Source organism: Bacillus sp. JAS24-2, assembly GCF_008274905.1.
GTDB lineage: Bacteria > Bacillota > Bacilli > Bacillales > Bacillaceae_G > Bacillus_A > Bacillus_A cereus.
In genome coordinates, this window is record NZ_CP031068.1 from 1562557 (window position 1) to 1587692 (window position 25136).

Below are 25136 nucleotides of genomic sequence, written 5' to 3' on the forward strand. Positions count from 1 at the left end.
TTTTAATTATTTAAAAGAAAACTCTTTATATACTACAGAGAGTATATGTTCAAATGGTTTATTGTAATAATTTAGAAACCATTTGTGGAGTTTGGTTAGCTTGAGAAAGCATGCTGATGCCTGCTTCGTTTAAAATTTTGAATTTTGTCATGTTAGACATTTCTTTTGCCATATCAGCATCTTCAATTTGAGAAGCAGAAGCTGCCATATTAGTAGCTTGGCTCGTTACGTTGTTTAAGTTATGGTCTAAACGGTTTAATTGAGAACCGAAAGTTGCTCTAGCGTCAGCAATTTCTTGAATAGCAGTGTCAAGAGCTGTGATTTCAGTTGCTGCAGTTGTAGCAGTTAAATTCTTAACTGCATCATCGGGATCAGCTCCAACTGCTAACTTATCAGTTGTTATAGACTTTGTTTGAATAGCTTTGATTGTCATTGTATCACTTGAAGCATCAGAAAGTTGAATTGTGATATCCTTCCCACCAGTACCACCTAAAAATGCATTACCATTGAAATTTGTTTTGTCAGCAATATGATTAATTTCTTGTGCTAATGCTTGATACTCTTTGTTCATAGATTTGATATCTTTATCGTTGTTAGTACCGCTTGATGCTTGTGTTGCAAGATCACGCATACGAAGTAAGATGTTTGAAACTGAACCTAATGCAGCGTCACCAGTGCGTAAAGCAGACATAGCGTCTTGTGTGTTACGTGCTCCAACGTTTAATCCGCCTTCTTTCGCACGCATACGAGTAGCGATAGCTAAACCAGCTGCATCGTCAGCTGCACTGTTGATTGATTTACCGCTAGATAAACGGTTCATAGATGTATTCATTTTGTCTTGGTTTTGTCGCATGTACTCTTGAGTACGCATGCTGTTAATGTTTGTATTAATTCTCATGTTAAGAACCCCCATTTTTTTATATTGATTTTTCTGTTAATTGTTAAACGTAAATATGCAAAAAAATCAATTTCGAGATTAATTGTAATCCTTGGTGTATATCGTGTCAACGAATAATTGTAATTAATGAATATAAAAAAATGATAATTTCCTATTTGTTCATTTTTTTATTACAATATTATCAAAAGGATTATTGCAAACTTTAAAAAAAAACTCTAATATTAGATTATCTTTGTTTACCGAAAAGGTGATATTATGTTAGTTGGAAATATAGTAAAAGAAGTGCTTGCATATAAAAAAGGACAAATTCAGCAAAAGCTAAGTAGTCCACAAGCATTTGTTAGTAGTCGTTTTCAAGAGAAGTTGCAGAGTGAACCTGCGAGGGAGACGAAGGCTACTACGCAGCCGGCAAAAATAGAAGATATGAGTCAGCCGGAACAATCTACGAAAATAGAAACGGTTGTTAATAAGCCGGAACAATCTATTAATAAAGTAGATGAAGCGAGTAAGCCCGAAGAAAAGGGTGAAACGAAGAAAGCAGATGAAGTGCAAGTTGCGCAAAAAGAGTTTGAACGACGTTTCCCAGAAACGAAAAATGAGGCTGCTGATACGTGGGGATTAACGAAGAAGTATAATATTCAAAAAATACGTTCTTCCAATGAAGGGAAGTATGAGGATATTATTGATCGAGTAAGTCGTACATACGGAATTCCAAAAACGTTAATTCAAAAAATGATTGAAGTAGAGTCTAATTTTAATCCGAAAACGGTGTCACATGCAGGTGCGATGGGTCTTATGCAGCTTATGCCAGCGAATGTGAAGGAGATGGGTGTGAAGAATCCATTTTCACCAGCTGAAAGTATTGAAGGTGGCGTGAAAGAGTTAAGCGGTTATTTAAAGAAAAATAACGGCGACTTAGTATTGGCGCTTGCTTCTTATAATGCTGGTCCTGGTAATGTGAGAAAGTACGGAGGCGTACCGCCATTTAAAGAAACGCGAGGATATATTAAAAAAATATTAAATATCGACGTTTCAAAATAAGAAGTTTCATATATAGAGAGAACATGAAATTTTCGTGAACATGATATGGGAGTTGGCTAGATTTGAAATTACAAGATGATATTCCGTTAACAATTTATTTTGAAATCGGAAATACGAAAAAGAAAATTGAAGATCTGCTTCATATTACGAAAGGTACATTGTATCGTCTTGAAAATTCAACGAAAAATACGGTGCGTCTTATGCTTGAGAATGAAGAGATTGGAACCGGAAAGATTTTGACGAAGAATGGGAAGATGTACGTTGAAATCGTTGAATTGAAAAGGTAGGGAAGGGGATTGTCATGAGTGGCGAAAAATTAAGCCAAGAGCAAATTGATGCCCTGCTGAAGGCGGTAAATGAAGGCGAGGAAATGCCAGCTTTCGCACAAGAAGCAGGAAAGCAAGAGAAATTTCAAGAGTATGATTTTAATAGACCAGAGAAGTTTGGTGTTGAGCATTTACGTAGTTTGCAAGCTATTGCTTCTACGTTTGGAAAACAGACGTCACAGACGTTATCAGCGCGTATGCGTATTCCAATTGAACTAGAGCCTTCGACAGTTGAGCAAGTTCCATTTACGAGTGAGTATGTGGAGAAAATGCCGAAAGATTATTATTTATATTGCGTGATTGATCTCGGTTTACCAGAGCTTGGAGAAATTGTTATTGAGATTGATTTAGCATTCGTTATTTATATTCATGAATGTTGGCTTGGCGGAGATAGTAAGCGTAACTTTACGATGCGCAGACCGTTAACAGCGTTTGAGTTTTTAACGCTTGATAATATATTCTTGCTTCTTTGTAAAAATTTAGAGCAATCATTTGAAAGTGTTGTTGCGATTGAACCGAAATTTGTAACGACGGAAACAGATCCAAATGCATTAAAGATTACGACAGCGAGCGATATCATTTCATTACTTAATGTAAATATGAAAACAGATTTTTGGAATACGACGGTGCGTATCGGGATTCCGTTCTTATCTGTTGAAGAAATTATGGATAAGTTAACGTCTGAAAATATTGTCGAACATTCTTCGGACAAACGTAGGAAGTATACGTCTGAAGTGGAAGTGAAAGTAAATCAAGTGTACAAACCTGTTCACGTTGCGATTGGTGAGCAGAAAATGACAATGAGTGAGATTGAACAAATTGAAGAAGGCGATATTATTCCGCTTCATACGAAAGTTTCGGATGAATTACTTGGTTATGTAGATGGAAAGCATAAATTTAATTGTTTTATTGGAAAAGATGGAACGCGTAAGGCGCTCCTATTTAAAAGTTTTGTAGAGTAGGAGGATCCATATGAAGCATGAAGTATCTCCTGTGTCATTAATGGGATTAGAAGATTTTGCAGGAAAGCGAAATGAAGCAGGTAAAGCACATATTGATACTGTTTCAGATATTTCGATTGAACTTGGTGTAAAGCTTGGAAAGTCATCTATTACACTTGGTGATGTGAAGCAGTTAAAAGTTGGCGATGTTCTTGAAGTAGAGAAAAACTTAGGACATAAAGTAGATGTGTATTTAAGTAATATGAAAGTCGGCATCGGTGAAGCAATTGTAATGGACGAGAAATTCGGTATTATCATTTCTGAAATTGAAGCTGATAAGAAACAAGCGGCGCTTATGAAAGCGCAAAGTCAAATGCAAGATAAAGAGTAGAGGAGGAGTCATATGTCGTATATGACGACCTTATTTCAAGTCGTTTTACTGTTTGGTGCGCTCGGCTACGGTGCATATTATATGACGAAAAAGACGCGCAAACAGCAGTTTTTTAAGCAGGGTGAAAATGGCCATATTCAAGTAAAAGACGGCGTGTATTTAAATCATCAAACGAGTGCCTTTTTATTTGAAGTGGACGGAAAGCAAGTGTTCACTGTTATTAGTAATAACGGTGTACAGTCTGTGCAATTAACCGGAACAGGAAATCAGTTTCAACAAGCGCTAGAAGACGCGGTGAAGACTGAAACGAAAAAAGTAGAGGATCCATCATGAGAATAAAGAAACAGTTATCATTATTAGCCGTTATTTTCGTATTTTCTATCGTTTTTTCAATTATTTTTGTAAATCCAGCGTATGCAGCCCCGAACGGTTTTATTAATTTCGAAAATGGAAAAGAGTTTACGAGTAATTCAAGTGTACAACTATTTGCGCTCGTTACCCTTTTATCATTATCTTCTTCTATCGTTCTATTATTTACACATTTTACTTATTTTATGATCGTTCTAGGGATTACACGTCAAGGACTTGGGGTAATGAATTTACCACCAAACCAAGTGCTTGTTGGACTTGCATTATTTTTATCACTCTTTACGATGCAGCCTGTACTCGGGCAACTGAAGAGCGATGTGTGGGATCCGATGACGAAAGAGAAAATAACAGTAAGCCAAGCTGCGGAAACGACAGCTCCTATTATGAAAGAATATATGTCAAAGCATACGTATAAGCATGATTTGAAAATGATGCTGAAAGTACGCGGAGAAGAGTTGCCGAAAGATTTAAAGGATCTATCCTTATTTACACTCGTACCATCCTTTACGTTAACGCAAATTCAAAAAGGTTTACTAACAGGGATGTTCATTTATTTAGCGTTTGTATTTATAGATTTGATTATTAGTACACTTTTAATGTACCTCGGGATGATGATGGTACCGCCGATGATTTTAAGTTTACCGTTTAAAATACTCGTTTTCGTATATTTAGGTGGGTATACAAAAATCGTCGACATTATGTTTAAAACGGTCGCCTGAAGCGTTTGATGCTATGTGATAGGAGTCATATAAATGAATACGTCACCAATTATAGATATTTTTCAAACCTTTTTTTATAAAGGGGTTATGATTTTAATGCCGGTTGCCGGCGTAAGTATGATTGTCGTTATTATCATCGCTGTCATTATGGCGATGATGCAAATTCAAGAGCAAACGCTGACGTTTTTACCGAAAATGGCGAGTATTGTCCTCGTTATTATCATTTTAGGTCCGTGGATGTTCCAAGAGTTAACGACACTTATTTTAGATTTATTTGATAAAATCCCATCGCTATTGCGTTCGTACTAAGATAGGTGAACTGAAATGAATATGGAATTATGGGCGGCAACGTTTTTTGCGTTTTGCCGCATTACTTCATTTTTATATTTTTTACCGTTTTTCTCAGGACGATCCATTCCAGCAATGGCGAAGGTTACAGTTGGACTTGCTCTTTCAATTACAGTGGCTGATCAAGTGGATGTCTCTCACATCAAGACAGTTTGGGACGTTGCAGCTTATGCAGGAACGCAAATTGTAATTGGATTATCACTTTCAAAAATTGTAGAAATGCTGTGGAACATTCCGAAAATGGCCGGGCATATTTTAGACTTTGATATCGGTTTATCACAAGCAAGTTTGTTTGATGTAAATGCGGGCTCACAGTCTACTTTACTATCAACCATTTTTGATATATTTTTTCTCATTATTTTTATTTCACTTGGCGGCATTAATTATTTCGTTGCCACGATTTTAAAGTCGTTTCAATATACAGAGGCGATTTCAAAATTGTTGACGACTAGTTTCTTAGATAGTCTACTCGCAACGCTATTATTTGCGATCACATCAGCGGTTGAAATTGCTCTTCCGCTTATGGGAAGTTTATTCATCATTAACTTTGTTCTAATTTTAATTGCAAAAAACGCTCCGCAATTAAACGTTTTTATGAATGCATACGTAATTAAAATTACGTGCGGTATTTTGTTTATTGCGATGAGTGTACCGATGCTCGGTTATGTGTTTAAAAATATGACGGATGTATTACTTGAAGAGTATACGAAACTATTTAACTTTTTCTTAACGAAGTAGGGGGACGCGCATGGCAAAGGATAATAAAACAGAAAAGGCCACCCCGCAGAAGCGTAAAAAATCGCGTGAAGAAGGGAATATTGCCCGGAGTAAAGATTTAAATAATTTATTTTCCATTCTCGTATTAGCAGTTGTCGTTTATTTCTTCGGAGATTGGCTAGGGTATGAGATTGCAAATTCCGTAGCGGTGCTGTTTGATCAAATTGGAAAAAATACAGATTCAACCGAGTATTTTTATTTAATGGGGATTTTATTACTGAAAGTATCGGCTCCGATATTAATACTCGTATACGCTTTTCATTTATTCAATTATATGATTCAAGTCGGCTTCCTATTTTCTTCTAAAGTCATTAAACCGAAAGCGTCACGTATTAATCCGAAAAACTATTTTACGAGACTGTTTAGTCGTAAAAGTTTAGTAGATATTTTGAAATCACTATTTTATATGGGATTAATCGGTTACGTCGCTTACGTTCTCTTTAAAAAGAATTTAGAGAAAATTGTCAGTATGATTGGATTTAACTGGACTGCATCACTTACTGAAATTATTAGGGAAATTAAATTTATTTTCTTAGCAATTTTAATTATTTTAATCGTTCTTTCTATTATTGATTTCATTTATCAAAAATGGGAGTACGAGCAAGATATTAAGATGAAAAAAGAAGAAGTGAAACAAGAGCATAAAGATAATGAAGGGGACCCGCAAGTTAAAGGGAAACGAAAAAACTTTATGCATGCAATCTTGCAAGGAACAATTGCGAAGAAGATGGATGGCGCAACGTTTATTGTAAACAACCCGACTCATATTTCGGTCGTACTTCGTTACAATAAACACGTTGATGCAGCACCAATTGTCGTTGCAAAAGGGGAAGATGAGCTCGCATTATATATACGAACGCTTGCCCGTGAACAAGAAATACCAATGGTGGAAAACCGTCCGCTTGCTCGTTCTTTATATTATCAAGTCGAGGAAGATGAGACGATTCCAGAAGATTTATATGTAGCTGTAATTGAAGTTATGCGCTATTTAATTCAGACGAATGAACTTGAAGTATAATAGCGCGTTTGGAGGAGATCTCTTTGTTTAAGATAGATTCTGCAAGAACCTATTTTTCTATCTTTTTAGCAGCGTCATTCGTAGTGGCGCTCTTAATTCCACTTCCACCATTTATACTTGATATCATTATCGTTTTTTTACTAAGTATGTCAGTGCTTATTTATATGCGAGCGACAAGTATTAACGAGTGGGATGAATTAAAGTCATTTCCAACGATGTTGTTATTAATCGGGATTTTCCGCGTATCGATTAACGTTTCGACGACGCGAGCGATTTTGACAGATGGAAATGCAGGTCATGTTATTGAAGAGTTCGGCCAGTTCGTAATTGGCGGAAACTTATTAATTGGTATCGTTATTTTTACAGTATTAATCATATTCCAGTTTATCGTTGCAAACGGTGCGTCTCGTACAGCTGAAGTTGCAGCTCGTTTTACACTTGATTCTTTACCAGGGAAACAAATGTCTATCGATGCTGATTTAAACCAGCGTATTATTTCAGAAAAAGATGCACAAGCAAAACGAAAAAAATTAAATATGGAAACAGAGTTTTACGGGGCGATGGATGGTGCCGGAAAGTTCATTAAAGGGGACGTTATTTTCGGGATTGTCATTTTATTCGTAAACATTATTTTCGGTTTAATTGTCGGAATGATGCAGCAAGGGATGAGCTTTGCGGATGCGGCTCTTCATTATACACAGTTAACTGTCGGTGACGGAATCGTAAACCAAATTGGATCGCTTATGCTTGCAATTTCAACAGGTATTATCGTAACGCGTGTATTTGACGGTTCACCGGATACAGTAACAGAAGGTATCTTTAAAGAGTTATTAGCGCATGAAGTCGTTGTATATGCGCTCGGTGGTTTATTTATCGCAATGGGTATTTTTACTCCGCTACCGTTTCTACCATTCGCACTCGTTGGCGGAACAATTATCTTCTTAGGAATTCGTAATAAAAATCGAATAAAGAAAGAAAAAGAAGACGAGCTTCAAAAAGAAATAGAAATGATCCAAGGCGAAGATGAACAACTGCAACAAGTGGAAGATTCATTTGGAGTATTTACGGATAAATATCCAATTATAGTAGAACTCGGTTTAGATTTAGCAGCACTTGTAAAGCAAAAAATTAACGGGGAAACAGCGCGTGATAAAGTTGTTCTTATGAGGAAGTCAATTATTACTGACCTTGGTATTAACGTTCCTGGAATTAACTTTAAAGATAATACGAGCTTTAGGCCACGCGGACGTTACATTATTCGAATTAAAGGTGCGAAGGCGGCTGAAGGTGTTTTAAAATCAGGTTATTTATTAGCACTGAAAACACCAAACGTAATGGCTGATTTAGATGCAGAACCAGCGAAAGATCCAATTTTCGGTGAAGATGGATATTGGATTTTAGAGCATATGGTGCAAGATGCACAAATGAAAGGCTATCAAGTTTTAGAGCCACTTAGCATATTAATTACACATTTAGATGTTGTCGTTAGACGTAATCTTCATGAATTAATTCAGCGCCAACATGTAAAAGACTTAATTAACTCGCTTGAAAATGATAATGGCGTTCTATTAGAAGAGATTAAGAAAAAAGAAATTGATTTATCACTTGTTCAAAATGTTATTAAACAACTTCTAAAAGAAGGTATTTCTATTCGTGATTTACCAACAATTATTGAAGGTATTATTGACGGCAAAGAAATTTATCAAAACCACGTGGATGGTGTAACATCATTTGTTCGTGAATGTATTTCAAAAGTTATTTGTGAAAATGCGAAAAATCCGGACGGAAAAATATATGCAGCGCTCTTCTCTGATTCAATCGAGTTAGATGCGGATGTTGTGAATAATTCATATCAAGGTTACTTATTAAACTGGGATTTAGATTTAGAAACACGTGTCGTTGAGCAAGTGCAGCGCGTCTTTAAGCAAGCACGTTTAATGGGAAGAGAACCAGTGTTATTAACACGTAGAAAAGATTTTAGATTTGCGATTGTAAGACTGCTAGAACGTTATCAAGTGGAAGCACAAGTACTTTGTATTAGTGAATTAGCACCAGAAATTGTTGTGGATCAAATTGCCTATATTGAATAGTAGGGGGTGAAGTAATGGAAAGTACAGAAAAGAAAGAAGCGTTAATGCGAATAAAAGCAGCTTCGAAAAATGAATTGTATCGAAAGTTATTTGACCAATATGGTACAGATTATTATTATGTTGTCGATGAAAGTGTAAAACGAAATATACCGTTTTTTTGGAAAAAGGATTATGAAATGTTAGTTGCTTTTCCAGAAGAAAAACAGGAAGAAGTGAATGAAGGTACAGCTCAATTTCATGAACAGTTAATGGATGTTGTGAATGATCCTTCAGAACAAATTGTGAAGGCGAATGGAATTCAATCAGTACTGCACAATTTAGAAAACGTAACGACTTCTATGTCATACGCGGCGATGCAAACAGGAAATAGTGAAGAATGGGCAAGAAAAAAAGAGAAACTATTAAAGCTGTTTGAAAAAGGAATCGTCGTTGTGAAACCGATGAAAGAAACGGAAGTAACGAAAGTAACGAAAAAGAAAAAAGTTGTGAAACAAGTCGTTCCAGTAAAGAAAGAAGAAGTAGTTCCAAAGAAAGAAAATCAAGAATCTGTACCGTTTATTATTCAAAAAGTAATTCGGATGCTAGAACAAAACGATGTGGAACAATATTTCATTCATGCATATGCTGAAAAGTTAAAAATAAAGTTTGAAAATGCAACGATGATTACGGAAGAAGAAGTTATCAGGTACATATTGGAAGATATGAAATCTCATTTCAATACGGAAAACGTCTTTGAAAAAGAAGTACAAACAATTGCATTAATCGGTCCAACTGGCGTTGGTAAAACGACGACACTCGCGAAAATGGCATGGCAATTTCACGGTAAGAAAAAAACAGTTGGTTTTATAACGACAGATCATTCGCGCATAGGAACAGTACAGCAATTGCAAGATAACGTAAAGACAATTGGATCTGAAGTAATTGCTGTGCGTGATGAAGCTGCAATGACAAGAGCGCTTACGTATTTTAAAGAAGAAGCACGCGTCGATTATATTTTAATTGATACAGCCGGAAAAAATTATCGTACGTCAGAAACAGTGGAAGAAATGATTGAAACGATGGGACAAGTAGAACCAGATTATATTTGTTTAACGTTATCAGCTTCAATGAAAAGTAAAGATATGATTGAAATTATTACAAACTTTAAAGATATTCATATAGATGGTATTGTGTTTACGAAATTTGATGAAACAGCAAGTAGTGGCGAATTGTTGAAAATTCCAGCAGTATCATCAGCTCCTATTGTATTAATGACAGATGGCCAAGACATAAAGAAAAATATACATATCGCTACAGCTGAACATTTAGCGAAACAAATGTTACAAACATCGTAGAAAAGAGGTGAAGAATAAGGCGCTTGCCTTATTCAAACGAATATGAACGGTCTTTATATAGGTTCTATGGGCATGATGAATTACATGCAGCGCATTAATGTTCATTCGAATAACGTTGCAAATGCTCAAACGACAGGATTTAAAGCAGAAAATATGACGTCTAAAGTATTTGATGTACAAGACACATATCGCCGCGGAGATGGGGCGGTAACAAATATCGGTTCGGTCGATTACGCTGTAGTACCAGCTGCAACGCATGTGAATTTAGTACAAGGAAATATACAAATGACAAATAGCGCTACAGATTTCTTTTTAGATGACGGCGCGGCCGGCACAACATCATTTTTCGTTACTTCTAAAAATGATGAAACGTTTTTAACGAGAGATGGTAGTTTCACATTAAATAGTGATCGTTATTTACAAACATCATCTGGTGCTTTCGTAATGGGAGAGAATAATGAGCGTATTCGTATTCCAGAAGGAGCAAAGGTTGCTGTACAAGCAGATGGTACATTATATGATGAGGTAACACAAAATAATATTGCTCGTTTGCAAACAAAAACAGTAGATGCCGAAACGAATGCACGTCTCGTGCAACGTGAAAACAAAAGCTTTACACTAGCAGAAGGAAACATTGCTAATTTACCGAACGGAACAGGAATAGTAAAAAATCATATGCTAGAAAATTCAAATGTAGATATGACGAAAGAGATGGCAGATCTTATGACAGATCAAAAGATGATTCAAGCATCACAGCGCGTTATGACGTCATTTGATAAAATTTATGAAAAAGAAGCGAATGAAATATTGAGATAGTGGACTCCTAATAAAGGAGTCTTTTATTAATTTTAAATTTCAGAATTATCAATTGACTTCACGGAGTTTCTTTTTTATATTAGTAGGTATAACTATAACTACTAAAGAGGTGAGAGTATGACAACGGCATTATATTTAGAAGATGCATACAAAACGAGTTGCGAAACAGAAGTGATAAGAGTAGAAGGGAATAAAGTATTTGTAAAAGAAACAGTTTTTTATCCAACTGGTGGAGGACAGGAATGTGATACGGGTGTCATTGTACAAGATGGGTCTGTATTTGAAGTTGAAAAAGTAAAGAAGGAGCAAGGAGAAATAGTTCACTATATAAAAGATGAAGCTCAAGTAAAGTTAGGTCCAGTTAAATTAGAGATAAATTGGGAAAGACGTCATAATTTAATGCGTCATCACTCTTTACTGCATCTTATCGGAGCTGTTGTTTATGAAAAGTATGGAGCTCTATGCACCGGAAATCAAATTTATCCTGATAAAGCACGTATCGACTTTAATGAGTTACAAGAGTTATCGAGCGTGGAAGTAGAAGAAATTGTTGAGGAAGTGAATAAACTTATTAAGCAAAATAAAGAAATTTCCACTCGTTATATGAGCCGCGAAGAAGCAGAAAATGCTGTAGGAATGATTAAAACAGCAATAAATCTCCTGCCAACTACTATCCAAGAAATCCGCATTGTTACAATTGAAAATTTAGACGAACAAGCTTGTGGAGGCACACATGTGAAAAATACGAGTGAAATAGGAACACTTGTTATTGATAAAGTAAAAAGTAAAGGGAAGCAAAATCGTCGTTTTGAAGTAAGAGCGATTTAGATTGTGAGGGGTTACCGATGGATGAAATTATAAAGGAATTACAAAAGTTAGGATTTTCCCAATATGAATGTAAAGCGTATATTGGATTGTTAAAACATTCCTCAGTAACAGGCTATGAAGTAAGTAAACAAACAGGAGTACCTCGTTCTATGATTTACGAGGTACTCGGTAAGTTAATGGATAAAGGAGCGGTGCATATTGTACCTTCTGAACCAGTTAAATATGTACCAGTACCAGCTACGGAATTAATGAATCGAATGCGAAAAGACTTTGAGAAGTCCTTTGAGTTTTTAGACCAGAAATTAAATGGTTTAGAACAAGAAAGACAGATTGATGTAATTTCGCATATTCGCTCAAATGATCGTGTTTTAAAAGAAATATGCAATATAATTGGTAGAGCAAAGGAAGAGTTATGGATTTCTGTATGGGAAGATCAAGTGCATGAAATTGAGCCATACATACATCAAAAGGAAGAGGAAGGTGTGAATATATTCTCAATCTTATTTGGAGCTCCAGAAACAAAGATAGGAGCGACATTTCACCATAATTATATGACGCCCCACGTTGTTGAAAAGAGAATGGGTGGTCATTTAACTGTTATTGCTCGTGATGGAGAGGAAGTATTAATTGCGAACTTTTCAAATGATAGCACTTCATGGGCCGTTACAACGTATGACCCAGCGCTAGTTCTCGTTGCTACAGAGTATGTGCGGCACGATATTATGGTTGAAGAAATCACGAAGGAATTTGGGGCGGATAAGTTAGATACGTTATGGCGTGAAAATATAGATTTAGTTCATGTCGTAACAGGAAAACGAACTTTAGAAGGAATGGAGGATGATAAGGATGAGTAAAGCTCAGACACATGTAGCTTTGCAGAGCGATGATACATTTCAGCAAGGAGTAAAAGATTGTTTACCAACTGTATTTGGTTACTTGAGCATCGGTATAGCAGCTGGTGTAATTGCAAAAACAGCTGGTTTCTCTATCATTGAAATTGCGTTTATGTCCACTTTAATTTATGCAGGTTCTGCCCAATTTATATTAGCTGGTATGTATGCAGCCGGTGCTCCTGCTTCTGCAATTATTTTTACTGTATTTTTTGTTAACTTGCGCCACCTTCTTATGAGTGCTGCACTTGCGCCATACTTTATGAAACTGCCTCTATTTAAAAACTTACTAATCGGTTCTCAAATTACAGATGAAACGTTCGGTGTTGCAGTGCAGCATGCAGCGCAAAAAGGATATTTAGGCGAAAGATGGATGATTGGGCTAAATGTAACGGCTTATTTAAACTGGATTCTTGCTACTATTATCGGCGGGCTATTTGGTGAGTGGATACCAGATCCACATACATACGGGATGGATTATGCATTACCAGCAATGTTTATCGGATTATTTGTACTTCAGCTCATAAGTAGTAAACCAAAGCTAGCAATTCATTTAAGTGTTGCAATTGTAGCGATTATTATCGCATACGTTTCACACTTATTTATGCCAGATAGTATAGCGGTTATTATCGCAACATTACTAGCTGCGACGATTGGAGTGGTGATTGAAAAATGGAAATGAGATTAGACGTATTATTACTTTTATTAGCAGCAGGAGCTGTTACACTCGTGCCACGTATTTTACCTCTACTCGTATTTAGTAAACTACAAATTCCAGACTGGGGTTTAAAATGGTTAAATTACATACCAATTGCAATATTAGCAGCACTTTTAGCACAAGTTTTATTTATGCACGAGACGATGCAGTGGGATTATCTTATTGCAGCAATTCCAACATTTCTTGTAGCGATATATACTCGTAGTTTATTAGGTACAGTATTAACAGGAGTGATTGTGATTATTTTGTTACGTTTCTTTTTCTAAAAAGGATTACGCTCATATCATAGCGAAAAGTGTAATAACATAAAAAATATAGGGGTGGTGTTATGATACTTTTAACGATAGGAGCAATTTTGTTAACGTTGTTTATTTTCTTTATTATCGGTTTCGTTACGTTTATGATGTTTGTTGATAAGGCAACACCTCAAATATATTATACACCTTGTGAATCAGTGACAGTGAAAACTAAAGGTAAACATAGAAGGAAGAAAAGTTGAACGTTAGCTTTTCTTCCTTCTTCTATTACATCCCGGAAAGAACTAACAACAATAATCCAAATAAAAAACTAGTCAAGGAAAGAAAACCGATACATATGGAGAATACACGATTATTTCCCCATTCACGCCAGAAAGTTATAAAACCTAAAATACAAAGGAAAAACCAAATGGGTAAGAATATGAACTCACTAACTTTCTCGGGGAGTAGCGAATAAAAAGTTGTTACATATAAGATCCAATTAGTAAAAAATAAAATGCAAACGATAATAGATTGTAAGTAGGGGCGGTTGAAAAATCCTCCTTTTTTTACGGTTATAAAAATGATAGTTAGCGCTGAGATAAAGGCAATGAGTATGAAAACAAGTAAGAGTAATGTCAGCGTCATTTGAGTCTCCTTCATAAGCTTGTTTTTATCCTGCATTAACGGGCAGTAAGACCCCCGCCTCAAAATTCAGCGTAAGAAAAGAGGTTATGTGGGATGAACAACCCCCACTGATTAAAGTTTCACTTTACAAGAAATGAATCTATTAAATTGTATGCTTGTTTTGTAGAGTGCTCGTTATATTTTTCAGTGTACGGATTTAGAAATCCATGTTCACCGTGTAGTTGTTTTATTTCTAATAAAGGGTTATTCTGTTGCTGCAATGTTTGAATGAAAGAGGATACTGAAAAACTAGCTTCTTTTTCAGGGAATATAAGTAGTGTAGCGCATGTAGGCTTTATGTGAACATAGTCGCGTATACGAGAACCATAACATCCGATAATAAAATTTATTTTCGGATTGTTACTACATAGCCATGAGATGGTAGCTCCAACACTAAAGCCGATAAGTCCAATATGTGTATAACTACTAGAAAGATGAGAAATGAATTCTTCAATTTGCTTTTTTCCATCATCAAATCCAATATGATTTACAAAATGTTCATATGCCTTTTCTTCATCACGATAATGAAATGCATGTTGTAAGTGTAGAAGATTAGGACAGAATACGTCTATATGAGATGAAGTAAAGTGCTGGGTAACGTGATGCATATGGTCGTTCACACCATATATTTCATGAACAATAACGAGAGCTAATTTTTCCTTCATAGTTATAAAGTACCTCTATGAAACTTAAATTCTTTCTCAACAAGACAAATACGCAGGTGGAAGTTTTCATACCATTGCTCACGACCTCTTTTTTTCGCTTCTTTATGTAAGGTGTTCTTCTTCCAATTTTCAATCGCATCAAGTGATTCCCAATAAGAAATTGTTATTCCGAGTCCAGAATTATCTCGTGCACTTTCTACACCTAAAAATCCAGGTTGTTGCTTTGCAAGTTTCTCCATTTCTTCGGCAACGGTATTATAGTCAGTTGTATTATTTGATAAATTAGAAGTGAATATAACTGCATAATAAGGCTGGTTTTTTTCTAAATTAGATGCCATTATTTTTCCTCCTTAATGTATAGTACGAATAATTAATCCATAGTTTGTATTTTAGCAGGTCACAAAAAGAAAAGAAGTAGAAAATTCTTATTTTTTCAGCTCATGTAAAATAAAGAGTTGAAGAAATTTATAATAAGTAATCTGAAAGAAGAAAAATGCCACTTCAAAAGAGAAGTGGCATTTCTTATATTTCCTCTAAGCTATTAACTGGAACAGTTAATTCGCGTCCTGGGTTTTTTACTTCATATATGCGGGCGGTTTCATTGCTTTCATCGACGTGTTGAATCATAACAGGCATGCCTTGAAAATTGACATTGGCTTGTTCTGCTGACATAGAAAGCTCTATTGCACGTTGTATATTCATTTATATTCCTCCCATCATTATTATCTTTGCTAAAAAAGAGGAATAATATACCATTTAGAGACATTCTTAAAGTTTTTGTATTGTTTGTAATGTTTCTTTAATAAATGAAGTGAAGATGGAATCAGGATAGGCCTGTACGATTTCATATGCTTCTGTTACTTCTTCAAGAGCTCTTTTTTTATCATTAAGTTTCACATAACAAAGAGCGCGATATGCCCCAGCTGTTGTAAGCCGTGCGTGATCAAGTGGATGGTTTATATAATCTGGTATGATAGCGCGTTGCAATGTTTTTAAAGCTTCTTCGTATTGTTTTAAACCATACAAAGCTTTTCCTTTTTCAAGATAATATGATCCATCATCTTGAAAAATTGGCTCATCTTTTAATTTTTCTCGAAATTGTTCTAAATGTTCTAATGCAATTGTATATTCATTAGCAATTGTGTTGTAGTAGAAAGCTTTTAAAAGATCAATAACCGCTGCAGAGAAATTATCTTCTGTAAAAATGGCGAATTGCTCTGATTTTTTTATGTAATGTAAATATTGTTCTTTATCAGCCGTGATTACTTTTTGATAAGATAAAATACGATAAAATTCATCTGTTTTATAATACACTTGATGTTTTTTTGAAAATGCAAGTGCATCTAAAATGACACTTTCACATTGTTCGTAATCACCACATGCAAGAAAAATAATTGCTTCATATAAATATAATTCGATATGTATAATGAGATCCATTTCTAAATGTTTCTCTTCATAGTCATTTCGGATACTAGCTATAAGTTGTAAACATTCAGCATATTTTTTACGTGTGAATATCGTAAAGGATAATTTTAATTTTGTTTCCGTACTATCCCGGTATAACGTATATTTCTCAAAAATAGAAGTAGCCTTTTCAACGTAATATTCAATATTGTAATCTTTCATTTTAGCCGCAGCTGTTACAAACTGTTTATATAAACGAGCAGTATTCAAAGTGGGAGGTAGCTCTTTTTGAACGATCGGTAGTAAAACCTCATATACTTCATCGTACTTGTTTGCTTTTATTAGTTTCTCCGTTTGTTGAATGAGTTCTACAATTTCTACATCATCTTCTTCTAATAAAAAACTCGTTTCACATTCAAGTTTGTCAGCGATATATTGTAGTGTTTTCATAGAAGGTGTAGCTTTTCCATTTTCAATTTGACTTAGCATACTTTTTGTGAGTTCTGAACCTGCTAGATCAGTTTGAGTAAGCTTTTTTTCTTTTCGTAACGTTTTAATTTTTTCACCGAGAGTAGCCATACAATTGCTCCTTTATAGTTAGAAAGTTAAATGTCATTAAACTTTTTGTTGTAAAAATTGGAAAGTTAATTATATAATAAGTTTAACACAATTTAACTTTTAAGGGGAGAGTGTCAAAAATGGGGGATATAAGTATAGGACAAAATGATTCAAGAATGAAGATTGCAACGAGAAATATTATTTTAATGATGATTGGGAAAATGACGTCTTTGCTAGGAGCCGGTATTTATACGTTTGCAATGGGGTTATACGTATTAAAGACAACGGGTTCAGGAATGGGGTTTGCAACTACGCTTATTTGTGGATCGATTCCAAGGCTAATCTGTGGACCAATTGCTGGTGCTGTAGCTGACCGCGTCAATCGAAAATGGCTTGTCATCGGTACCGATTTGTTAAGTAGTTTAACAATGTTTATTATGTTTATCCTTGCAACTACTTTTGGGCCATCACTTCTGTTTATTTATGTTTCAGCAGCATTATTATCAATTTGTGCGAGTTTTTACTCTGTTTCATTAACTTCATCTATTCCAAGTTTAGTAGATGAAGGACGTATTCAAAAAGCGAGTGCCTTGAACCAGACGGCAGCATCTTTATCAAATATTTTAGCACCGATTATTGGCGGAGTTGTATTTGGTTTCTTTTCAATTAAATCGTTTTTCCTATTGAATAGCATTACATTCTTTTTAGCGGTTGTTGTGCAATTGTTTATCGTATTTGATTTATACAAAAAAGAAAAGGCTGAAAGTAAAGAGCATTTCTTGACGAGTATAAAAGAAGGGTTTTCATATGTGAAAAGACAGCATGAAATATATGGTTTAATGAAAATTGCAGTAGGGGTAAACTTTTTTGCGAGTGCACTTTTCGTTTCACTTCCATATATTATTGTTCAAAATTTGCATCTATCTTCGAAACAACTCGGTGTTGTAGAGGGAATGTTAGCAGTTGGGATGTTAATTGGTGCAATTGCGTTATCAGTACGTAAAGAAGTGAATAATCCGTTTCGCTCTGTTTATATTGGGTTGTTTTTATTTGCGAGTTTGAGTTTATGTACAGTGTTTCCATTAGTAGTCACCATCCCGAAAGTAGCAAGTTTTATTTACTATATCGCTTTTATGATGTTAACTGGTATATCAATGATGGTTGTAAATATCCCGATGCAAGTACATTTGCAAAAGACGACAGATCCAAGTTATTTAGGACGCGTTTTCGGCTTACTTGAAACAATTTCTACTGCAATCGCACCGCTCGGTATGATTGTGTATGGATTATTATTAGATATGTTGCCAACTAGCATTGTTATGATGACATTAGGCGTAGGTTTATTGTTAGTTGTATTAGTAGGAGTAAAGAAGCATGTAATGAAAAAGCAAGTGGATGTGTCTGTCTAAAAGGAAATGTGACTTAATAAAATAAAAATGACTAAATTAGTATTTTAGTTTTTGAAACTCTTTTTCATGTATGTTAAAGTAAAGTGAGCTTGCAAAGAAAAGGAGACAACAGCATGAAAAAATTAAGTTTTGTTATGCTTTTTCTATTAGTCGTAATGGCTGGATGTAGCAATTATGACACATATATTGAAACAGGTATGCAATCATTGAAAGATGAAAAGTATAGTGATGCAACAATGTGGTTCGAAAAAGCAGAAAAAGAGAAATCAGGAAATGAAGCGAAATCATATAAAGAAGTTGCTGAGAAAATGGATCATGGAGCAACAGCATTAAAAGACGGTAAGTATTTAGAAGCGAAAGACATTGCAAATGAAGTGTTACAAAAGAAAAAAGATGATGAACTTGAAAAAGCTGTAACATCAAATGCAGAGAATATGCTTCAAAAAGCAAAAGATGTGGAAGAGAAAGTAAATGAAAGAGTGGCAAAGCGTAGAAAGGTAGAAGAAGAAGGAATCGATAAAATTATTAAAGCTGTCGATAGTATAGATGAAGTGAAAGAAAAAGAGAAGAAAGTATCAGAAGCATTAGATAAGGCTGAAGAGGCGCAAGCAAAAATTGAGGCAAAGAAAAATAAATAGATTTATAGTTTAAAAGGCTGTCGTGCATAACGACAGCCTTTTAATTTTTTGTTGCAAATGAAGTGATGCTCTGTAATAAAAAAGAAATGATTTTAGAATTCCATCTGTCCTCATGATGAATCGTATAAATATTACGCTGAAATTCAAATTCAGGGATTGGTATATAGCATAGCTCATTTCGTTGTATTTCTTGTTCGATAGCAAGTTTAGAAATCAAGGCAATTCCATTACCATATTTTAAAATTTGTTTCATCGTTTCTAATGAATCTAATTCAATTTCTGATTGGAATGTAATGTTGTGCGCTAACGCCCATTGTGTAAGTAAATCTCTCGTTGTAGATGGGTTACGATGCAATAGTATGCGTTCCTTTTCTATATTTTGTAACGATACATTGTCTTTCTTTGAAAAATGATGTTCTTTGGAAAAAGCAAGAACAAGTGTATCGGGCATTATATTCGTTTGTTTTAAAAGTGGTTCATCAAATGGAGCAGCGGAAATTATCCCAAGATCGATTTCGTGATTTTGTAGCATCATTCGAATTTCAGGGGCTGTTTTCACTAGTAGCGTTATTTTTATATTGGGAAATTCACATTGAAATTGATGAACGACTGCTGGCAAAAGATAAGTCGCTGGTACATAACTAGCGCCGATTGTTATAGCACCTTTATGAAAATCTTTAAACTCTTGCGTGACACGTCTAGCTTCTTTCATAAGTGCATCTATTTTACAAGCATAATGGTGCAAAGCCTCACCAGCCTCTGTTAAGAAATACCTTCCAGAACGTAATTCGAATAAAGACACACCGAGTTCTTCTTCTAAGCTTTTTATATGAAATGTAATAGTTGGTTGTTTAACGCCAAGTTTTTCTGCAACGATTGTAAGCTTTTTGTATTTCTTAATAAGTACTACAATTTCTAATTTTAAGAGATTCATTATGAATTGCCGCCTTTTTTATCTTAACTATAGAAAAAATCTATAGAAATAAATAGTTTATTAGAAGTTTTTTAATTTAATCTTTACAGTACATTAACATTCAGTATAAATCTTCCATATAGAATGAAAGCAGGTTAAGAATGAGGGGAGAGAGGTGAAACGATGGATATTATAATTAGTGGATTAGAAAAAACATTTGGAAAAACACAAGCGTTAAAGCCGTTGCAGATTGTAATGAAACAAGGGGAATTCACTACACTTTTAGGACCTTCGGGATGTGGGAAAACGACTTTACTTAGAATGATAGCAGGACTTGAAGAACCGGATAAGGGAGAAATATATTTTGGAGACCAGTGCATGTATTCTGCTACAAAAAAGATAAAGACATCTCCTCATGAACGGAATATCGGTATGGTATTTCAAGATTTTGCTTTATGGCCGCACATGACTGTTTTTGAAAATGTTGCATTTGGTTTAAGAGCTACAAAGCAAACGAATCATTTACGAGAAAAAGTAGAGGATGCGATAAAGCGAGTTCGCCTGCAAGGTATGGAGAAAAGGTATCCACACGAACTTTCTGGTGGACAGCAACAACGTGTCGCATTCGCTAGAGCAATTGTAACAAAACCTCATTTTATTTTGTTTGATGAACCGCTAAGTGCACTCGATGCAATTTTGCGAGAAGAAATGAGAATAGAGCTTATGGATATCGTTCATTCCATTGGTTTAACTGCACTGTATGTCACTCACGACCAAACAGAAGCAATGTCAATGTCAGACCAAATTATTGTCATGAAACAAGGAGCAGTATTACAAAAAGGAACACCCGAAGATATTTATGTGAAACCGTCTCATAAATTTGTTGCCAAATTTGTTGGTAAGGCGAATTGGCTTGTAGAGGGTAAAAAAATGGTTCGTCCAGAGCATGTGAGCTGGACGAAAAATGAAGTGTGCGAAATGTATACAGGTGAAATTAAGCACGTTACATATGTAGGAGAACGGTATGAAATAAAAGTAAACATGGGGGCACTCGGAATATGGACAGCTTATCACAATAGTAAATTAAGCATCGGTAAACCAGTATCGTTATATGTGCCAAAAAAATGTATTCATCATATAGGGGGAGAATCGTATGAAGAAATTCAGTTCGCTTAAGTCTTTATTTGTATGTACTTTATTATTTTCGGCTGTAGTAACAGGTTGTAGTTCAAAGACAGGTAATGCAGACGCAAAAAGTACAAATACGAATGAAAAGAAAATTGTTGTATATAGTGCAGGGCCAAAAGGGTTAGCAGAAAAAATTCAAAAAGACTTTGAAAAGAAAACTGGTATAAAGGTGGAAATGTTTCAAGGGACAACTGGTAAAATTTTAGCGAGAATGGAAGCTGAAAAGAAAAATCCAGTCGTTGACGTTGTCGTACTCGCTTCCTTACCAGCGATGGAAGGATTAAAGAAAGAGGGTCAAACGTTAGCTTATAAAGAGGCGAAACAAGCTGATAAGCTGCGTTCTGAATGGTCAGATGATAAAGGACATTATTTCGGGTATAGTGCTTCAGCATTAGGGATTGTGTACAATACAAAAAATGTGAAGACAGCGCCTGAAGATTGGAGCGATATAACGAAAGGAGAATGGAAAGGGAAAGTGAATCTTCCAGATCCAGCACTTTCAGGTTCAGCTTTAGACTTTGTAACAGGATACGTGAAAAAGAATGGACAAGATGGATGGAATTTATTTGAGCAGCTTAAGAAAAATGAAGTTACAGTAGCAGGAGCAAATCAGGAAGCGTTAGACCCAGTTGTAACAGGTGCGAAAGATATGGTCATTGCGGGTGTTGATTATATGACGTATAGCGCAAAAGCAAAGGGTGAACCTGTTGATATTGTATATCCAAAAAGCGGAACAGTTATTAGCCCACGTGTAGCTGGGATTATGAAGGATAGTAAAAATGTTGAAGGTGCAAAAGAGTTTATTGATTATTTATTATCCGATGATGTACAAAAACAAGTTTCTAAAGCGTATTTATTGCCTGGTAGAACAGATATAAAAGCTGAAAATAGACCAAATGTAGAAGAGATTCCAGTATTAAATATTGATTGGAAAACAGTTGAGAAAGAGCAAGATGAAATAGGAAAACAATTTAAGAAAGTATTTCAATAAGATGGTGATTCCATGGTAAATCGATTCGTATCAGTAAGAAAAGTTGGAATGACGGTAGCGTTATTACTTGTGGCGATGTTAATCGTCATTCCACTTTTTCTTATTTTATTTTCTAGTGTATATGAAAATAGCAGTTGGAATTTTTTAAAGCCTTTTGAAGTGATGCAGAGTGGTGGATTAGCTGGGATTTTTCTAAATTCGATGCTTCTAGGTGCACTCGTTGTAATAGGTGCTACAATATTTGCATTTCCATTGGCATTTATTATGAGCAAAACAGATGTAGGAAAGTATAGTAAGTTAGATATTGTTTTTATGATTCCATTTATGACACCGCCGTATATTGGATCGATGGGCTGGATTTTGTTCATGCAACCTAACGGCTATTTTGAACAATTTTTCCCGATGTTAAAGACAGTTTCATCATCGTTTTTTAGTTTAGGAGGTATGGTATTAATTATGAGTCTGCATTTATTCCCATTCCTTTATTTCATGCTGAAAAACACGTTACTTCAGATTGGGAGTAGTAAAGAAGAAGCTGCAGCAGTTCATGGCGGAAGTTTTTTCTATCGCTTAAGAAAAATAATATTGCCGTTATTAGTATCAAGTTATGTAATGGGTGCTTTACTCATTTTCGTAAAGACGATTGCTGAATTTGGAACACCGGCTACATTCGGACGTAGAATAGGATTCCACGTGTTAACATCAGAAATTCATAAATTTATTTCGAGTTGGCCAATTGATTTCAGTAGTGCAACAGCATTATCTTCTTTATTACTTAGTGCTTGTATGCTCATTTGGTATATGCAAAATGTATTGAATCGAAAGTATTCATATGCAATGGTTAGTGGAAAAGGTGTGAAATCTAAAAGATATACTTTGTCTATATTTACGCGCGTTGTAGCATGGATGTATGTAATTGGTTTATTAATCGTATCAATTGGAATTCCATACTTTTCTATACTTATTGCTTCTTTTTCAAAATTAAGAGGCGGCGGTTTACATGTAAATAACTTTACAACAAGTCATTATGAGGCATTGTTTACAATGGGGTCTCCGGGATTAGAGGCTTTATGGAATAGTTTTCTTTTTTCACTCGTAACAGCGATTATTGCGGTAATTATTGGAGTCTTTTTGGCACTTATGATTCGAAAGGGGAAAAAAAACTCTGAAAAATGGCTTGATATGTGCGGTATGTTACCGAATATGGTACCAGGAATCGTTATGGTTGTAGGTCTTATTCTATTTTGGAATTCACCATATATGCCTATGTCAATTTATAATACACCAATCATGGTTATCATAACGTATGTTGTTCTGTTTTTACCTTACACGGTGCAATATGTAAAATCATCACTCGGACAAATTGATGATTCTCTCGTGCAGGCAGGAAGTATTTTTTCGGGAAATTATATTTATATTTTTAGAAAAATAATATTGCCTCTTATTATCCCAGGCATTCTTGCCGGATGGGCGATGACATTTACAATTTCAATAAGAGAGTTAGTAGCATCACTTCTCGTATTACCTCCATCAGTAGAAACGTCAGCAACGTTTATTTTTGCTCAATTTGAACAGGGTGAAGTATCTATAGGAATGGCGATGGCCGTTGTTTCTGTTGGACTTACAACAATGTGCTTATTACTGCTGCAACATATGGAGCAAAAACGAAAAGGGGTAGCATGATGAGAATGGAAGTATGGGGAGGAGCAGGGGAGTACGGTCGCTCCTGCTATTTTGTAAAAAATAAAGAGACGAAAATAGTATTTGATTGTGGTATTAATCGATCATATGAGAATAGTTATCCAAAAATAGAGGGAGAAGTTGTTCCATTTTTAGATGCGGTATTTTTATCACATATTCATGAAGATCATACGATGGGTTTACCTTTATTGGCGAAGTATGGATATAAGAAAAAAATTTGGACGACTCGTTATACGAAGGAGCAACTGCCGTTATATTATGAAAAATGGAGAAACTATAATGTGATGCAAGGGTGGAATTTACCTTATAGCGACCAACATATAAAAGATTTAAATTATGTATGTATTGATGAGATTAGTAATCCAAATGAATGGATACAAATTACTCCTACATTGCGGTTTCAGTGGGGGTATAGTGGGCATGTATTAGGAGCTGTTTGGTTTTTAGTTGATATGTGTAATACATACGTATTTTATTCAGGCGACTATTCAGCAGAGTCTAATATACTACGAGCTAATTTACCTGAGAAATTGGGCCACAATATAAAAGTTGCAATTGTAGATGCCGCTTATCACACAGATGATGTTTCGCAAAATGAAAGATTAGACGATCTATGTGCAGAAATTGAACGAGTTATGCAAAATAAAGGAATAGCATTATTACCGCTGCCACAACTTGGTAGGGCGCAAGATATAGTATTGTATTTATATGAACGATATAAAGAATTTCCGCTTATAGTAGATAAAGAAATTTTGGCTGGATTTGAAGAGATGTTCATATATAAAGGTTGGATAAAAAATAATGAAGAACTTAAATGGATTATGGAGAGTTTAAAAAGAAACATAATAGTTATGGATAATAACATTAGTATGCAAAATAGTTACGGAATAGTTGTAATGAGCGATGCGAATATGCAAACGAAACGAGCACAGTTATACTATGAACAGCTTCGGAATGAAAAACGGAATGCTATTATTTTTACTGGGCATATTGCGAAAGGGAGTTTTGCAGAAAGAGTTATGAAAGAACATGTAAGGAGTACATGTAGGGTGAAGCGAGTTCCGTATAAAGTTCACCAAAGTATAAGAGACGTTAAAGAGATGCTAAATACATTATTACCAGAACATACGGTGTTAGTGCACGCTTTGAAAGAGGATACGGATCGATTACAACAAAAGCTAAGTACAGCAGGATATGAAAATGTATATTCACTTGCAATGGAACGTATAGAAGTCATTTGAA

The 25136-nt window shown here is 35.2% G+C and carries 30 protein-coding genes; 23 read left to right on the plus strand and 7 right to left on the minus strand.

All coding sequences use genetic code 11. The features are described 5' to 3' along the window. Positions 1–58: 58 nt before the first annotated feature. Complete coding sequence (locus DN407_RS08230) at positions 59–898, minus strand: flagellin N-terminal helical domain-containing protein (RefSeq protein ID WP_149216161.1); 840 nt, start codon at positions 896–898, stop codon at positions 59–61. A 255-nt stretch (positions 899–1153) separates the two neighbouring features. Here DN407_RS08230 and DN407_RS08235 point away from each other — a divergent pair, with 255 nt between their 5' ends. From DN407_RS08235 to DN407_RS08315, 17 genes are all read left to right on the plus strand, one after another. Next, complete coding sequence (locus DN407_RS08235; RefSeq protein ID WP_149216162.1) at positions 1154–1939, plus strand: lytic transglycosylase domain-containing protein; 786 nt, start codon at positions 1154–1156, stop codon at positions 1937–1939. A gap of 62 nt (positions 1940–2001) precedes the next feature. Next, positions 2002–2226, plus strand: coding sequence for a flagellar motor switch protein FliN (locus DN407_RS08240; RefSeq protein ID WP_000775712.1), 225 nt, complete (start codon positions 2002–2004; stop codon positions 2224–2226). A 14-nt stretch (positions 2227–2240) separates the two neighbouring features. Continuing rightward, positions 2241–3227: a flagellar motor switch protein FliM gene (fliM, locus tag DN407_RS08245; protein ID WP_000012361.1), complete on the plus strand. Its 987-nt coding sequence runs from the start codon at positions 2241–2243 to the stop codon at positions 3225–3227. A 10-nt stretch (positions 3228–3237) separates the two neighbouring features. After that, complete coding sequence (gene fliN, locus DN407_RS08250; protein WP_000680010.1) at positions 3238–3597, plus strand: flagellar motor switch protein FliN; 360 nt, start codon at positions 3238–3240, stop codon at positions 3595–3597. A gap of 12 nt (positions 3598–3609) precedes the next feature. After that, a complete protein-coding gene (locus tag DN407_RS08255) occupies positions 3610–3930 on the plus strand; it encodes a hypothetical protein (protein ID WP_000121178.1) in 321 nt (106 codons plus the stop codon). Further along, a complete protein-coding gene (locus tag DN407_RS08260) occupies positions 3927–4685 on the plus strand; it encodes a flagellar type III secretion system pore protein FliP (protein ID WP_001220582.1) in 759 nt (252 codons plus the stop codon). Before DN407_RS08255 ends, DN407_RS08260 begins: the two co-directional genes overlap by 4 nt. A 33-nt stretch (positions 4686–4718) precedes the next feature. Further along, a complete protein-coding gene (locus DN407_RS08265) occupies positions 4719–4994 on the plus strand; it encodes a flagellar biosynthetic protein FliQ (RefSeq protein ID WP_001098085.1) in 276 nt (91 codons plus the stop codon). Positions 4995–5009: 15 nt separating this feature from the next. After that, on the plus strand, positions 5010–5771 hold the full coding sequence (locus DN407_RS08270) for a flagellar biosynthetic protein FliR (RefSeq protein WP_001055718.1): 762 nt from the start codon (positions 5010–5012) through the stop codon (positions 5769–5771). A gap of 10 nt (positions 5772–5781) precedes the next feature. Then, positions 5782–6828, plus strand: a complete 1047-nt coding sequence (flhB, locus tag DN407_RS08275) for a flagellar type III secretion system protein FlhB (RefSeq protein ID WP_001030111.1) — start codon at positions 5782–5784, stop codon at positions 6826–6828. A gap of 23 nt (positions 6829–6851) precedes the next feature. Then, a complete protein-coding gene (flhA, locus tag DN407_RS08280) occupies positions 6852–8918 on the plus strand; it encodes a flagellar biosynthesis protein FlhA (RefSeq protein ID WP_000472534.1) in 2067 nt (688 codons plus the stop codon). A 14-nt stretch (positions 8919–8932) separates the two neighbouring features. After that, positions 8933–10252 (plus strand): flagellar biosynthesis GTPase FlhF, encoded by a 1320-nt coding sequence (flhF, locus tag DN407_RS08285; RefSeq protein ID WP_000446174.1) that lies wholly within the window; start codon positions 8933–8935, stop codon positions 10250–10252. Positions 10253–10294: 42 nt separating this feature from the next. After that, positions 10295–11068 (plus strand): flagellar basal-body rod protein FlgG, encoded by a 774-nt coding sequence (locus DN407_RS08290; protein WP_001013934.1) that lies wholly within the window; start codon positions 10295–10297, stop codon positions 11066–11068. Positions 11069–11185: 117 nt separating this feature from the next. Beyond that, positions 11186–11896 (plus strand): alanyl-tRNA editing protein, encoded by a 711-nt coding sequence (locus DN407_RS08295; protein WP_000205398.1) that lies wholly within the window; start codon positions 11186–11188, stop codon positions 11894–11896. Positions 11897–11913: 17 nt separating this feature from the next. Continuing rightward, positions 11914–12750 (plus strand): TrmB family transcriptional regulator, encoded by an 837-nt coding sequence (locus DN407_RS08300; protein WP_149216163.1) that lies wholly within the window; start codon positions 11914–11916, stop codon positions 12748–12750. Continuing rightward, positions 12743–13468, plus strand: coding sequence for an AzlC family ABC transporter permease (locus tag DN407_RS08305; protein ID WP_098021418.1), 726 nt, complete (start codon positions 12743–12745; stop codon positions 13466–13468). The genes DN407_RS08300 and DN407_RS08305 overlap by 8 nt, the downstream gene beginning before the upstream one ends. Further along, the gene (locus DN407_RS08310) at positions 13459–13770 is read left to right on the plus strand and encodes an AzlD domain-containing protein (RefSeq protein ID WP_000425942.1); all 312 of its coding nucleotides are present in this window, start codon (positions 13459–13461) and stop codon (positions 13768–13770) included. Before DN407_RS08305 ends, DN407_RS08310 begins: the two co-directional genes overlap by 10 nt. Before the next feature lie 62 nt (positions 13771–13832). Beyond that, positions 13833–14003 carry a DUF3951 domain-containing protein gene (locus DN407_RS08315; RefSeq protein WP_000602244.1) on the plus strand — a complete coding sequence of 57 codons (171 nt, stop codon included), beginning with the start codon at positions 13833–13835 and terminating at the stop codon, positions 14001–14003. Between the two features lie 25 nt (positions 14004–14028). Here the strand turns inward: DN407_RS08315 and DN407_RS08320 are convergent, their stop codons facing one another. The 5 genes from DN407_RS08320 to DN407_RS08340 all read right to left on the minus strand — a co-directional run bounded on the left by DN407_RS08320 (position 14029) and on the right by DN407_RS08340 (position 17075). After that, positions 14029–14388 (minus strand): hypothetical protein, encoded by a 360-nt coding sequence (locus DN407_RS08320; protein ID WP_002100887.1) that lies wholly within the window; start codon positions 14386–14388, stop codon positions 14029–14031. Between the two features lie 119 nt (positions 14389–14507). After that, positions 14508–15092 carry a dienelactone hydrolase family protein gene (locus DN407_RS08325; protein ID WP_000660115.1) on the minus strand — a complete coding sequence of 195 codons (585 nt, stop codon included), beginning with the start codon at positions 15090–15092 and terminating at the stop codon, positions 14508–14510. Between the two features lie 2 nt (positions 15093–15094). Further along, positions 15095–15430, minus strand: coding sequence for an antibiotic biosynthesis monooxygenase family protein (locus DN407_RS08330; RefSeq protein ID WP_149216164.1), 336 nt, complete (start codon positions 15428–15430; stop codon positions 15095–15097). 184 nt (positions 15431–15614) lie between these two features. Continuing rightward, positions 15615–15794, minus strand: coding sequence for an H-type small acid-soluble spore protein (locus DN407_RS08335; RefSeq protein ID WP_001025731.1), 180 nt, complete (start codon positions 15792–15794; stop codon positions 15615–15617). A 66-nt stretch (positions 15795–15860) separates the two neighbouring features. Then, the gene (locus DN407_RS08340; protein ID WP_000212384.1) at positions 15861–17075 is read right to left on the minus strand and encodes a transcriptional regulator; all 1215 of its coding nucleotides are present in this window, start codon (positions 17073–17075) and stop codon (positions 15861–15863) included. 119 nt (positions 17076–17194) lie between these two features. On the opposite strand from DN407_RS08340, the gene DN407_RS08345 reads away from it, so the two are divergent. Further along, complete coding sequence (locus DN407_RS08345) at positions 17195–18463, plus strand: MFS transporter (RefSeq protein WP_000502490.1); 1269 nt, start codon at positions 17195–17197, stop codon at positions 18461–18463. 113 nt (positions 18464–18576) lie between these two features. Continuing rightward, entirely contained in the window at positions 18577–19101 is a 525-nt protein-coding gene (locus DN407_RS08350; RefSeq protein ID WP_000736437.1) for a COG3014 family protein, read from the plus strand. Between the two features lie 40 nt (positions 19102–19141). Here DN407_RS08350 and DN407_RS08355 read toward each other — a convergent pair whose 3' ends face one another. Further along, the gene (locus DN407_RS08355; RefSeq protein WP_098207232.1) at positions 19142–20035 is read right to left on the minus strand and encodes a LysR family transcriptional regulator; all 894 of its coding nucleotides are present in this window, start codon (positions 20033–20035) and stop codon (positions 19142–19144) included. Between the two features lie 162 nt (positions 20036–20197). Between DN407_RS08355 and DN407_RS08360 the strand changes: the two genes are divergently transcribed. Genes DN407_RS08360 through DN407_RS08375 form a run of 4 tightly spaced genes read left to right on the plus strand, consistent with a single transcriptional unit; the run spans position 20198 to position 25135 of the window. Next, positions 20198–21190 (plus strand): ABC transporter ATP-binding protein, encoded by a 993-nt coding sequence (locus tag DN407_RS08360; protein ID WP_149216165.1) that lies wholly within the window; start codon positions 20198–20200, stop codon positions 21188–21190. Beyond that, positions 21168–22193, plus strand: a complete 1026-nt coding sequence (locus tag DN407_RS08365; RefSeq protein ID WP_088066890.1) for an ABC transporter substrate-binding protein — start codon at positions 21168–21170, stop codon at positions 22191–22193. The genes DN407_RS08360 and DN407_RS08365 overlap by 23 nt, the downstream gene beginning before the upstream one ends. Before the next feature lie 12 nt (positions 22194–22205). Continuing rightward, complete coding sequence (locus DN407_RS08370) at positions 22206–23876, plus strand: ABC transporter permease (RefSeq protein ID WP_149216166.1); 1671 nt, start codon at positions 22206–22208, stop codon at positions 23874–23876. Further along, complete coding sequence (locus tag DN407_RS08375) at positions 23873–25135, plus strand: MBL fold metallo-hydrolase (protein ID WP_141536699.1); 1263 nt, start codon at positions 23873–23875, stop codon at positions 25133–25135. The genes DN407_RS08370 and DN407_RS08375 overlap by 4 nt, the downstream gene beginning before the upstream one ends. Position 25136: the final 1 nt, after the last annotated feature.

What these genes read in the sequence shown, in the direction of transcription:
- DN407_RS08230 (WP_149216161.1), bottom strand. Translation starts at nt 898, where the DNA reads ATGAGAATTAATACAAACATTAACAGCATGCGTACTCAAGAGTACATG.
- DN407_RS08235 (WP_149216162.1), top strand. Translation starts at nt 1,154, where the DNA reads ATGTTAGTTGGAAATATAGTAAAAGAAGTGCTTGCATATAAAAAAGGA.
- fliM (WP_000012361.1), top strand. Translation starts at nt 2,241, where the DNA reads ATGAGTGGCGAAAAATTAAGCCAAGAGCAAATTGATGCCCTGCTGAAG.
- fliN (WP_000680010.1), top strand. Translation starts at nt 3,238, where the DNA reads ATGAAGCATGAAGTATCTCCTGTGTCATTAATGGGATTAGAAGATTTT.
- DN407_RS08255 (WP_000121178.1), top strand. Translation starts at nt 3,610, where the DNA reads ATGTCGTATATGACGACCTTATTTCAAGTCGTTTTACTGTTTGGTGCG.
- DN407_RS08260 (WP_001220582.1), top strand. Translation starts at nt 3,927, where the DNA reads ATGAGAATAAAGAAACAGTTATCATTATTAGCCGTTATTTTCGTATTT.
- DN407_RS08265 (WP_001098085.1), top strand. Translation starts at nt 4,719, where the DNA reads ATGAATACGTCACCAATTATAGATATTTTTCAAACCTTTTTTTATAAA.
- DN407_RS08270 (WP_001055718.1), top strand. Translation starts at nt 5,010, where the DNA reads ATGAATATGGAATTATGGGCGGCAACGTTTTTTGCGTTTTGCCGCATT.
- flhB (WP_001030111.1), top strand. Translation starts at nt 5,782, where the DNA reads ATGGCAAAGGATAATAAAACAGAAAAGGCCACCCCGCAGAAGCGTAAA.
- flhF (WP_000446174.1), top strand. Translation starts at nt 8,933, where the DNA reads ATGGAAAGTACAGAAAAGAAAGAAGCGTTAATGCGAATAAAAGCAGCT.
- DN407_RS08290 (WP_001013934.1), top strand. Translation starts at nt 10,295, where the DNA reads ATGAACGGTCTTTATATAGGTTCTATGGGCATGATGAATTACATGCAG.
- DN407_RS08295 (WP_000205398.1), top strand. Translation starts at nt 11,186, where the DNA reads ATGACAACGGCATTATATTTAGAAGATGCATACAAAACGAGTTGCGAA.
- DN407_RS08300 (WP_149216163.1), top strand. Translation starts at nt 11,914, where the DNA reads ATGGATGAAATTATAAAGGAATTACAAAAGTTAGGATTTTCCCAATAT.
- DN407_RS08305 (WP_098021418.1), top strand. Translation starts at nt 12,743, where the DNA reads ATGAGTAAAGCTCAGACACATGTAGCTTTGCAGAGCGATGATACATTT.
- DN407_RS08310 (WP_000425942.1), top strand. Translation starts at nt 13,459, where the DNA reads ATGGAAATGAGATTAGACGTATTATTACTTTTATTAGCAGCAGGAGCT.
- DN407_RS08315 (WP_000602244.1), top strand. Translation starts at nt 13,833, where the DNA reads ATGATACTTTTAACGATAGGAGCAATTTTGTTAACGTTGTTTATTTTC.
- DN407_RS08320 (WP_002100887.1), bottom strand. Translation starts at nt 14,388, where the DNA reads ATGACGCTGACATTACTCTTACTTGTTTTCATACTCATTGCCTTTATC.
- DN407_RS08325 (WP_000660115.1), bottom strand. Translation starts at nt 15,092, where the DNA reads ATGAAGGAAAAATTAGCTCTCGTTATTGTTCATGAAATATATGGTGTG.
- DN407_RS08330 (WP_149216164.1), bottom strand. Translation starts at nt 15,430, where the DNA reads ATGGCATCTAATTTAGAAAAAAACCAGCCTTATTATGCAGTTATATTC.
- DN407_RS08335 (WP_001025731.1), bottom strand. Translation starts at nt 15,794, where the DNA reads ATGAATATACAACGTGCAATAGAGCTTTCTATGTCAGCAGAACAAGCC.
- DN407_RS08340 (WP_000212384.1), bottom strand. Translation starts at nt 17,075, where the DNA reads ATGGCTACTCTCGGTGAAAAAATTAAAACGTTACGAAAAGAAAAAAAG.
- DN407_RS08345 (WP_000502490.1), top strand. Translation starts at nt 17,195, where the DNA reads ATGGGGGATATAAGTATAGGACAAAATGATTCAAGAATGAAGATTGCA.
- DN407_RS08350 (WP_000736437.1), top strand. Translation starts at nt 18,577, where the DNA reads ATGAAAAAATTAAGTTTTGTTATGCTTTTTCTATTAGTCGTAATGGCT.
- DN407_RS08355 (WP_098207232.1), bottom strand. Translation starts at nt 20,035, where the DNA reads ATGAATCTCTTAAAATTAGAAATTGTAGTACTTATTAAGAAATACAAA.
- DN407_RS08360 (WP_149216165.1), top strand. Translation starts at nt 20,198, where the DNA reads ATGGATATTATAATTAGTGGATTAGAAAAAACATTTGGAAAAACACAA.
- DN407_RS08365 (WP_088066890.1), top strand. Translation starts at nt 21,168, where the DNA reads ATGAAGAAATTCAGTTCGCTTAAGTCTTTATTTGTATGTACTTTATTA.
- DN407_RS08370 (WP_149216166.1), top strand. Translation starts at nt 22,206, where the DNA reads ATGGTAAATCGATTCGTATCAGTAAGAAAAGTTGGAATGACGGTAGCG.
- DN407_RS08375 (WP_141536699.1), top strand. Translation starts at nt 23,873, where the DNA reads ATGATGAGAATGGAAGTATGGGGAGGAGCAGGGGAGTACGGTCGCTCC.